Annotated in this window: 6 protein-coding genes; all 6 read left to right on the top strand. The window is 60.4% G+C overall.

Features of this window, described 5'->3' with window-relative positions; all coding sequences use genetic code 11:
- Window positions 1–15 precede the first annotated feature (15 nt).
- The 6 genes from cysS (at window position 16) to CHN51_RS11590 (ending at window position 9440) form a co-directional block, all read left to right on the top strand.
- Window positions 16–1467, top strand: coding sequence for a cysteine--tRNA ligase (cysS, locus tag CHN51_RS11615; protein ID WP_100094155.1), 1452 nt, complete (start codon window positions 16–18; stop codon window positions 1465–1467).
- 109 nt (window positions 1468–1576) lie between these two features.
- Window positions 1577–2527 (top strand): D-2-hydroxyacid dehydrogenase, encoded by a 951-nt coding sequence (locus CHN51_RS11610; protein WP_240616708.1) that lies wholly within the window; start codon window positions 1577–1579, stop codon window positions 2525–2527.
- A gap of 146 nt (window positions 2528–2673) precedes the next feature.
- Complete coding sequence (locus CHN51_RS11605; RefSeq protein WP_100094154.1) at window positions 2674–4320, top strand: acetolactate synthase large subunit; 1647 nt, start codon at window positions 2674–2676, stop codon at window positions 4318–4320.
- A gap of 11 nt (window positions 4321–4331) precedes the next feature.
- The gene (locus CHN51_RS11600) at window positions 4332–5771 is read left to right on the top strand and encodes an aldehyde dehydrogenase family protein (protein ID WP_100094153.1); all 1440 of its coding nucleotides are present in this window, start codon (window positions 4332–4334) and stop codon (window positions 5769–5771) included.
- 217 nt (window positions 5772–5988) lie between these two features.
- The gene (locus tag CHN51_RS11595) at window positions 5989–7389 is read left to right on the top strand and encodes a multiheme c-type cytochrome (RefSeq protein ID WP_100094152.1); all 1401 of its coding nucleotides are present in this window, start codon (window positions 5989–5991) and stop codon (window positions 7387–7389) included.
- An 11-nt stretch (window positions 7390–7400) separates the two neighbouring features.
- Window positions 7401–9440, top strand: a complete 2040-nt coding sequence (locus CHN51_RS11590) for a heme-binding protein (RefSeq protein ID WP_100094151.1) — start codon at window positions 7401–7403, stop codon at window positions 9438–9440.
- Window positions 9441–9445 lie beyond the last annotated feature (5 nt).

The following is a 9445-nucleotide window of genomic DNA, read 5'->3' as shown; positions in this document are numbered from 1 at the left end:
ATTAGGCGATGGGTGATGAATGACACTGCCGCACATCCGCTGAAACTGTTCAACAGCCTGACTCGCCAGATGGAAGAGTTCGTGCCCGTCCACCCCGGCGAAGCACGCGTCTATACCTGCGGTCCGACGGTCTATAATTACCAGCATATCGGCAATATGCGCGCCTATATTTTTGCCGACCTGCTCGGTCGCACGCTGAGCTGGAAGGGTTACAGGCTCACCCATATCATCAACATCACCGATGTCGGCCATCTGACCTCGGACGCCGATGCCGGCGATGACAAGATGGAAAAGGCCGCCGCGCAATCCGGCAAGTCGGCCTGGGATATCGCCAAATATTATACCGATGCCTATTGGCTGGATATCGACCGGCTCAACATCCGCCAGCCGGCGAAATGGGCGATCGCCACCGACCATGTCGAAGAGATGATCGCCTTTGCCGAAAGCATCGCCGACAAACATTGCTACGAGCTGGAAAGCGGACTTTATTTCGATGTCAGCACCGTGCCCGACTATGGCCGGCTTTCCGGCGCGCAAAGCGATGATATCGAGGGCCGGATCGAGGCGGTGGAGGGCAAGCGCCATCCGCAGGATTTCGCGATCTGGCGCAAGACGCCTGCCGGCGAGACACGGCAGATGGAATGGGACAGTCCATGGGGCAAGGGCGCGCCGGGCTGGCATCTCGAATGTTCGCAGATGAGCCATAAATATCTCGGCGAACAATTTGATATCCACACTGGCGGTATAGACCACCGCGAGATCCACCACCCGAACGAGATCGCCCAGAACCAGGCGCATAACTGCTCCGAGCATAGCGGCGCCAATATCTGGATGCACAATAATTTCCTGATCGACCGGGCCGGCAAAATGTCGAAATCGAGCGGTGATTTCCTGCGGCTGCAGGTGCTGGTCGACCGGGGCATCCATCCCCTCGCCTATCGTCTGATGTGCCTGCAGGCTCATTATCGCAGCGAGTTGGAATTTACCTGGGAAAATCTGGTCGCGGCGCTGACCCGGCTGAAGCGCATTGTCATGGGCGTAGAACGGCTGCTGGAAAAAGCGGACGGGCAGACCGCACCAATAGACCATCCTGCCCTTCTGCAATTGCGGGACAGGTTCGATGCCGCTCTCAGCGAGGATCTGAACAGTTCGAAAGGCCTGCCGCTGCTGGAAGAATTGCTCGGTCTGAAGAAACTTCCTGCTGGTCAAAGGCGCGCGCTGCTTTCTGAAATGGATTCGGTTCTGGGCCTTCAGCTTGCCAGCCTGACGCGCAAGCAACTGCGGGTGCGTCCTGCGGGTGCAGAAATTGATGAAGCGGCAATCGAGGCAAAGCTCGACCAGCGGCAGCAAGCGAAGGCAGAAAAGGATTTCGCAACCGCCGATGCGATCCGAGACGAACTGACCGCGAAAAACGTGGAGCTGATGGACGGTGATCCGCTGCGCTGGGACTGGACCATAGAAATTTAGATTTTACCTCGGGGAACCTCCGCGCAGACGGAGGCCCCGCACAGGCACGGATGCATCGGAACACGAGATTCCGGCCCTTGCGACAACAGATTTTAGGAGGCCGAAAAATATGACCGTCAAGCCCAAAGCCGCCATGGCATCGCTCGTCCGGCCGCTGGTCGAACCGCATTGCGGCGATCTCGATGTCACCTGGTTCACCAGCACGGAGGAAGCGCTTGCAATCGCACCCCACGCCGAAATCGGCTGGTTCGACATGTATGACAAGGAAAAGATGGCGCAGATCATCGGCGCGGCAACCAACCTGAAATGGCTCAACAGCATCTATGCCGGCGTCGAACATTTTCCGCTCGAGCAGCTCAAGGCGCAGGGCACGATCCTGACCAATGGCGCCGGTCTCAACAGCGCTCCAATCGCTGAATTCGCCGTCATGATGATGCTCGCCGCCGCCAAGCGCATGGATCAGATCGTCGACAACCAGCGCCAGCATAACTGGCTCGAAACCCCGCCGGGCACCACCGAGATCGACGACAGCAAGGCGCTGATCATCGGCTATGGCGGTATCGGCCAGCAGATCGCGAAAAAGCTTTCCGGCTTTGATGTCGATGTCACCGCCGTCCGCCGCACCGCGACCGGCGAGCCCAATGTCATCGGTCTCGACGACTGGCGCGACCGGCTCGGCGAATTTGACTGGGTCTTCGTATCGGCCCCCGCCACCAGCGACACGAAACATATGTTCGGCGCGGACGAATTTGCCGCGATGAAATCCTCCGCCTGGCTGGTCAATGTCGCGCGCGGCTCGCTGGTCGACCAGGATGCCCTGCTGGCAGCGCTCAACGACAAGGCCATCGGTGGCGCAGCGCTCGACGTTGCCGACCCGGAACCGCTGCCCGCCGACCACCCGCTGTGGGATGCGCCCAATTGCATCATCACCATGCATTTGTCGGGCGTTGCGCAAACCCGGATGTTCCAGCGCGCCGCGGCACGCTTCGTCGAAAACCTCAAACGCTATCGCAACGGCGAGGAGATGATCGCCGTCGCCGACTTCGACCGCGGATATTGAGGGGGGTGACTCTCCGGCAATTTTAACTTACCATCCAATTAGATAGGGGTAGAGTGAGTCTCGTTTCTGAGGGGGATCGAGGGTCATTGGGGTCGTTGCCATTTACTCGCACCAGTACTGGTCATCGCGGCCAGGGAAGGACCCACATGACCAAAGCATCCGATCTGTTCGTAGAATGTCTCGAGAATGAAGGCGTTGAATATCTGTTCGGCGTTCCCGGCGAAGAAAATCTCGACATGCTCGACAGCCTGTCACGCTCGAAGAAAATCAAGCTCATTCTCACCCGGCACGAACAGGGTGCCGGCTTCATGGCCGCGACCTATGGCCGCCACACCGGCAAGACCGGCGTGTGCATGGCAACGCTCGGCCCCGGTGCCACCAATCTGGTTACTGCCGCGGCTTATGCGCAACTCGGCGGCATGCCGATCCTGATGGTCACCGGCCAGAAGCCGATCAAGAAATCCAAACAGGGCCGTTTCCAGATTCTCGACGTCGTCGACATGATGGGCCCGATCACCAAATTCACCCACCAGCTCGCCTCGGCCGACAATATTCCGAGCCGCGTGCGCGAGGCCATCCGTCTTGCCGAGGAAGAAAAGCCCGGTGCCACCCATATCGAATTCCCGGAAGATATTGCCGACGAGGAAACCGACTCAACGCCGATCACGCCGAGCCTCGCCCGACGTCCGGTTGCCGAAGCAAAAGCGGTGCGCGCCGCGACCAAGAAGATCGAGAATGCCAAATCCCCGATCATCGTCATCGGCGGCGGCGCCAACCGCACAACCACCGGCCGCATGCTCACCCAATTTATCGAGAAGACCGGCATTCCCTTTGTCACCACCCAGCTCGGCAAGGGCGTGGTCGACGAAACCCACAAGGAATTCATGGGTTGCGCGGCGCTGTCGGCCAATGACTTCGTCCACCGCGCGATCGAATCCGCCGACCTGATCATCAACGTCGGCCATGACGTGATCGAAAAACCGCCCTTTTTCATGGCGACCGGCAGCACCGAGGTCATCCACGTATCGATGAACAGCGCCGAGGTCGATCCGGTCTATTTCCCGCAGATCGAAGTGATCGGCGATATCGGCAATGCGATCTGGCAGATGAAGGAAGATATTGTTCCCTCCGGCAGCTGGAATTTCGACGCGATGTACAAGGCGCGCCGGGCCGAGGAAGAGCATACGGATTCGATGGATGACGACGTCCGTTGCCCGATCTATCCGCCGCATCTCGTCAAGGTCGTCCGCCAAGCGATGCCGGCCGACGGAATCATCTGCCTCGACAATGGCGTCTATAAAATCTGGTTCGCCCGCAATTACAAGGCGCGTAAGGCCAATACCGTATTGCTCGACAATGCGCTGGCGACAATGGGCGCCGGCCTGCCCTCTGCCATGGCCTCGGCGATGGTCTATCCCGACCGCAAGGTGATGGCAATTTGCGGCGATGGCGGCTTCATGATGAACAGCCAGGAAATGGAAACCGCTGTTCGGTTAAAGCTCAACATCACCGTGCTCGTTCTCAACGACAACAGCTACGGCATGATCCGTTGGAAGCAGGCCAATATGGGCTTCAAGGACTGGGGACTGACCTATGGCAATCCGGATTTCGTCAAATATGCCGAATCTTATGGTGCCAATGGTTACCGGATCACGAGCGCCAAGGACCTGCAGGAAACCATCGACAAATGCCTCAACAGCGAAGGCGTGCATCTGATCGAGGTTCCGGTCGATTATTCCGACAATGATCGCATCCTGAATCACGAGATCAAGGAACTCAGCGCAAAGGTTTAAACGAGACACCTATGACCAAATTGAAAGACGTCTATCCGCTTTATCTCAACAATGAAGCGGTGCAGCCCAATAGCGACCTGGAAGTCACCGACAAATATACCAATGAAGTGGCTTTCCGGACGGCGCTGGCAACACCCGATGTCATCGAGGAAGCAATTGCCGGCGCGGTATCGGCTACCGAGCCGATGGCAAAAATGGCCAGCTACGAGCGGCAGAATGTGCTGCAACATTGCGTCGACCGGTTCAAGGAACGCTATGACGAACTGGCCTATTCGCTGTGCGTCGAGGCGGGCAAGCCGATCAAGGATGCCGAAGGCGAAGTCGGGCGCCTGATCGATACATTCCGCATTGCCGCCGAGGAATCCGTCCGCAATTATGGCGAGGTCCAGCCGCTCGACATCTCGGCTCGCGCCAAGGGCTATATGGGCATGTGGAAACGCGTTCCGATCGGTCCGTGCAGCTTTATTTCCCCGTTCAATTTCCCGCTCAATCTCGCCGCGCACAAGATTGCGCCAGCCATTGCCGCAGGCTGCCCGTTCGTGATGAAACCGGCCAGCAAGACGCCGCTGGGCGCAATCATCATGGGCGAGGTGCTCGCCGAAACCGATCTGCCCAAAGGCGCCTTCTCGATTCTGCCCGCTAGTCGGGACGGCGCCGACCTGTTCACCACCGACGAGCGCCTGAAGCTGCTTTCCTTCACCGGTTCCCCCGGTGTCGGCTGGGACCTGAAGGCCAAGGCCGGCAAGAAACCGGTGATTCTCGAACTGGGCGGCAACGCCGCCGTGGTGGTCGACCATGACGCCGATCTCGACGATGCGCTCGAACGGATTGTCTTCGGCGCCTTCTACCAGTCGGGCCAGAGCTGCATCGGGGTGCAGCGGATCATCATTCATGAAAGCATCTACGACCGTTTCAAGGACATGCTGGTTGCCAAGACCAAGACGCTGGTTTCCGGTGATCCGAAAGACCGCGACACATTCATTGGCCCGATGATTTCCGAAGGCGAAGCCAGCCGCCTGCACGGCTGGATCGAAAGCGCCGTGGCCGGCGGCGCGACATTGCTGTGCGGCGGCAAGCGCGAGGGCAATATGCTCGAGGCGACGCTGCTGGAGAATGTCGACACCAGCGCCGATGCCTATCGCGAAGAGGCTTTTGGCCCGCTCGCCCTGCTTTCGAAATTCAGCGATTTCGGCGCGGCCATGGACGAGGTCAACGACAGCAAATTCGGCCTACAGGCCGGTATCTTCACCCGCGATATTTTCAAGTCGCTGGATGCCTGGGATCGCCTTGATGTCGGCGGAGTCGTAATCAACGACGTGCCGTCCTACCGGGTCGACAATATGCCCTATGGCGGGGTCAAGGACAGCGGCCTCGGCCGCGAGGGCATCCGCTTCGCGATGGAGGACATGACCGAAATCCGCAATCTGGTTATCCGCCGCAAGCCGGGCTAGACGGCAGGCAGGCAAGCGTTGCCAATGTGCCACACCCTGCTTCGGCAACAGCGCGAGTCTCTTGTCAAGGCCTTAGAAAATAGAAGAAATCGGTCGTTTTTCCTTTGCATTAGGGGGCAGTTGGCGGATAGGTAATCTGGTCGTTATTATAAACGGCACGGGTCGCGTCGCGCTGAACGAGGGGCCGGTTTGAAAACCGGATTGGCCAACGATGCACATGGGGGACAAAATTTCGTGGAAGCCCGGCTGGTCGGCACTGGCCGCTGGCCTGTTCTGTTCGGCACTCGTCGCAACGGCATTATTCATCTCGACCATGGCAAGCCCCGAACCGGTGGAAGCCGCCAGCGATCTCGCCAGCGGCACCTATCTTGGCGTGGCAACCTGCGGCGGATCAACCTGCCACGGGCGTCAGGAAGCCGATGGCGAAATCGTCCGGCAGGACGAAATCATGCGCTGGCAGGAAGAATCCACCCCCGGCGGCGCGCATAGCCGCGCTTTCCGTGTCCTGCGCGAACCCCGCAGCATCGCAATCGCCAAACGGCTCGGCATCAAGGACGCGGCCTCATCTTCCGAATGCCTTGGTTGTCACAGCACAGCGGCAACCAGCAAGGGGCCGCGCTTCCAGCTGAACGATGGTGTCGGCTGCGAATCCTGCCACGGTGCCTCCTCCGGCTGGCTTTCCAGCCATTATGCCGTCGGTGCCAGCCATGCCCGCAATGTCGCGCAGGGCCTGATCCCGCTCGACAATCCCAAGGCCCGCGCCAGCGTCTGCCTCGACTGTCATTTCGGCAGCGCCAAGAAGGGCCAGTTTGTCGATCACCGGATCATGGCCGCCGGTCATCCGCGCATTTCCTTCGAGATGGACCTGTTTTCGACCCTGCAGCAGCATCATGACGAGGATGTCGACTATATCCGCCGCAAGGGCCGGACCAACAGCGTCCAGTTCTGGGCTGTCGGCCAGGCGATGGCGCTGGAGCGTTCGCTCAACCTGTTCACCAAGCCGGCCATTGCGACCGAAGGCATTTTTCCGGAATTCTATTTCTACGACTGCCACAGCTGTCACCGCCGGATCTATGACGACGCGTCCGCCCGGCCGACCTCGGTCGACAATCCCGGACGCCCGATCCCCGAAGGCATGCCGCCTTATAATGACGAAAATATGATCATGCTCAGCGCCGCGATCAAAGTGGCCGCACCGGAGATCGCGGGTGAATTCGACAGCCGTTCGAAAGCCTTCCACGCCGCCATGGCGCAAGGCCGCGGTCCCGCCGTCGAGGAAGCCGCCCGCCTGCGGCAATATGCGAGCCAGCTCGCCGACCGTTTCTCGCGCGCCAGCTTTGGCCGCGAGCAGACCTTCCGGATCATGGAAAGCATCGCCGGTCAGGCAATCTCGCCACGCTTCACCGATTATGAAGGCAGTGTGCAGGCCGTCATGGCCATCGACACCTTGCTCAACGGTCTGGTCAACAGCGGCCAGGTCAGCGAATCCGCCGCGTCGAGCCTGCGCGGACAGATCAATATCGCTTATGCTGCGGTTGCCGAACCCAATAGTTACGAGCCGCTGAAATTCCGGCGCGCGCTGGGCAGCGCGGTCCGCACGATCCGGTCGCTGAGATAGGAAGTCCGGTGATGCGCAAACCCTTTTTCACCTCTGCCCTTTCGGCCGCAGCACTGGTTCTGACCTCCTGTGGCGGTGGCGGCGACAGCAATGATTTTGGTGGCACCCCGTCACCCTCGCCTGCTCCGACACCCGCGCCCACACCGCCCCCGACGGGAACCGGCGGCCTGTTCGCGGCACCGGCACAGCGGTCGCTGACCGTTACCGATGTGCAGACTATCATCGCCCAGGCCGTTGGCGAAGCGCAGGCCCGCAACCTGCCTTCGGTGATCGCCGTGGTCGACCGGGTCGGCAATGTGCTGGCTGTGTTTGACATGCAGGGTTCGAACGGCGGATCATCGGAGATCACGATCAGCAACCGGCAGATCGGCGGCCTTGCCGGTCCGGCCGATCTGGTAGGGCTGCAGGGCCAGCAGGTCCCGGCGGCCGCTGCAGCAATCGCCAAGGCGGTAACCGGAGCCTATCTGTCGAGCAGCGGCAATGCCTTCTCCTCGCGGACCGCCAGCCAGATCGCCCAGGAACATTTTCCGCCTGCACCGACCACCGTCGGGCTGGAAAGCGGGCCTTTGTTCGGTGTCCAGTTCAGCCAGCTGCCCTGCTCCGACCTCTCCCAGCGTTTCAACGCAATGGGCGGCACGGGTGCGCTGATCGGTCCGAAACGGTCGCCGCTCGGCCTCGCCGCCGACCCCGGCGGGATGCCGCTCTACAAGGACGGCGTCGTGGTGGGTGGAATCGGCGTCATGGGCGACGGTGACTATGGATTCGATCCCAATATTCTCGATGTCGACGTCGATGACGAGGAGGCAATCGCCCTGGCCGGCATGCAGGGATTTGCGCCATCTGCGTCGATTACCGCCAACCGGATATCGGTCGACGGCACATCCCTGCGGTTCAGCGATATGGTGGTCTCCGACCTGTCGCCGCTGCAGAATAATTTTGCCGCCATAAACAATATCGCCATCGGCCAGCTGATCGCCGTCAAAGGCTATAGCAATGGCCCGATCATCGCCGGCACCGCTTATGGAACCGAAGCATCCGGCATCCGGGCCTCGAAGACGACCGAATTCAAGAACAGCGATGCCTTCGTTCTGACCGACGGCAGTGGCGTCAATCGCTATCCGATCCGCAGCGGCACGGATGCGGCGGCGGTGACCGCTCCGCTAACGGCAAGCGAAGTGCGTGCGATATTGGAAGAAGCCTTCCTCGTTGTTAGTCGTGCCAGAGCGCAGATTCGCCAGCCGCTGGACAGCCGGATGCAGGCCACCGTCAGCGTCGTCGATACCCACGGCCAGATATTGGGCATCGTCCGGACACCCGACGGCCCGATTTTCGGCACCGACGTGTCGCTACAAAAAGCGCGAACGGCGGCCTTTTTCTCGAATAGCGTCGCGGGTCAGCAGCTGCTCGCAACACCGGTCTTCGCGCCTTTCGCCAATGTGCCAGCCCATGTGCAGCGGGTGCGCAATTTCCTTGGCGACCCCAACGCCCTGACCGGAACGGTCGCCTTCGCTGACCGGTCCGGCGGCAATCTGTCCCGCCCCTATTTTCCCGATGGCGAAATAGGGCGCCCGCCAGGACCGCTGTCGATCGATCAGTCATCCCGGTTCAGCCCGTTCGCGGTCGGCCTGCAGCTTGATCTGGTCTTTCCCAATATCGTCCAGCATGTCGGCTTTGTCCGCTCCAACGGTGCCAGTGCCGACACCGACCAGCGCTGCACCCAATTGCCGGCCATCGCCGGAACCGGCGGACAGAACCGTCTCTCCAACGGCATCCAGATTTTCCCGGGCAGCGTGCCGATCTATCGCGGCGACAAGCTGATCGGCGGTATCGGGGTTTCAGGCGACGGCATCGATCAGGACGACATGGCGAGCTTTCTCGGTCTCAACAACGCTGCTGTCCGGCTGGGCACCATCAGCAATGCGCCCAAAGCAATCCGCGCCGACAATGTCGTGGTCGATCTCGGCAATGCCAATGTCCGCCTGCGCTATGTGAACTGCCCCTTCGCGCCGTTCCTCGACAGCAATGAACAAAATGTCTGTGAGGGGCTGTAGGACTG

This window comes from Sphingorhabdus sp. YGSMI21, assembly GCF_002776575.1.
Classification (GTDB): domain Bacteria; phylum Pseudomonadota; class Alphaproteobacteria; order Sphingomonadales; family Sphingomonadaceae; genus Parasphingorhabdus.
This window is presented reverse-complemented; position numbering and strand designations above follow the sequence as displayed.

Coding starts and splice junctions, on each gene's coding strand:
- cysS (WP_100094155.1), top strand. CDS start 16: ATGAATGACACTGCCGCACATCCGCTGAAACTGTTCAACAGCCTGACT.
- CHN51_RS11600 (WP_100094153.1), top strand. CDS start 4,332: ATGACCAAATTGAAAGACGTCTATCCGCTTTATCTCAACAATGAAGCG.
- CHN51_RS11610 (WP_240616708.1), top strand. CDS start 1,577: ATGACCGTCAAGCCCAAAGCCGCCATGGCATCGCTCGTCCGGCCGCTG.
- CHN51_RS11595 (WP_100094152.1), top strand. CDS start 5,989: ATGGGGGACAAAATTTCGTGGAAGCCCGGCTGGTCGGCACTGGCCGCT.
- CHN51_RS11605 (WP_100094154.1), top strand. CDS start 2,674: ATGACCAAAGCATCCGATCTGTTCGTAGAATGTCTCGAGAATGAAGGC.
- CHN51_RS11590 (WP_100094151.1), top strand. CDS start 7,401: ATGCGCAAACCCTTTTTCACCTCTGCCCTTTCGGCCGCAGCACTGGTT.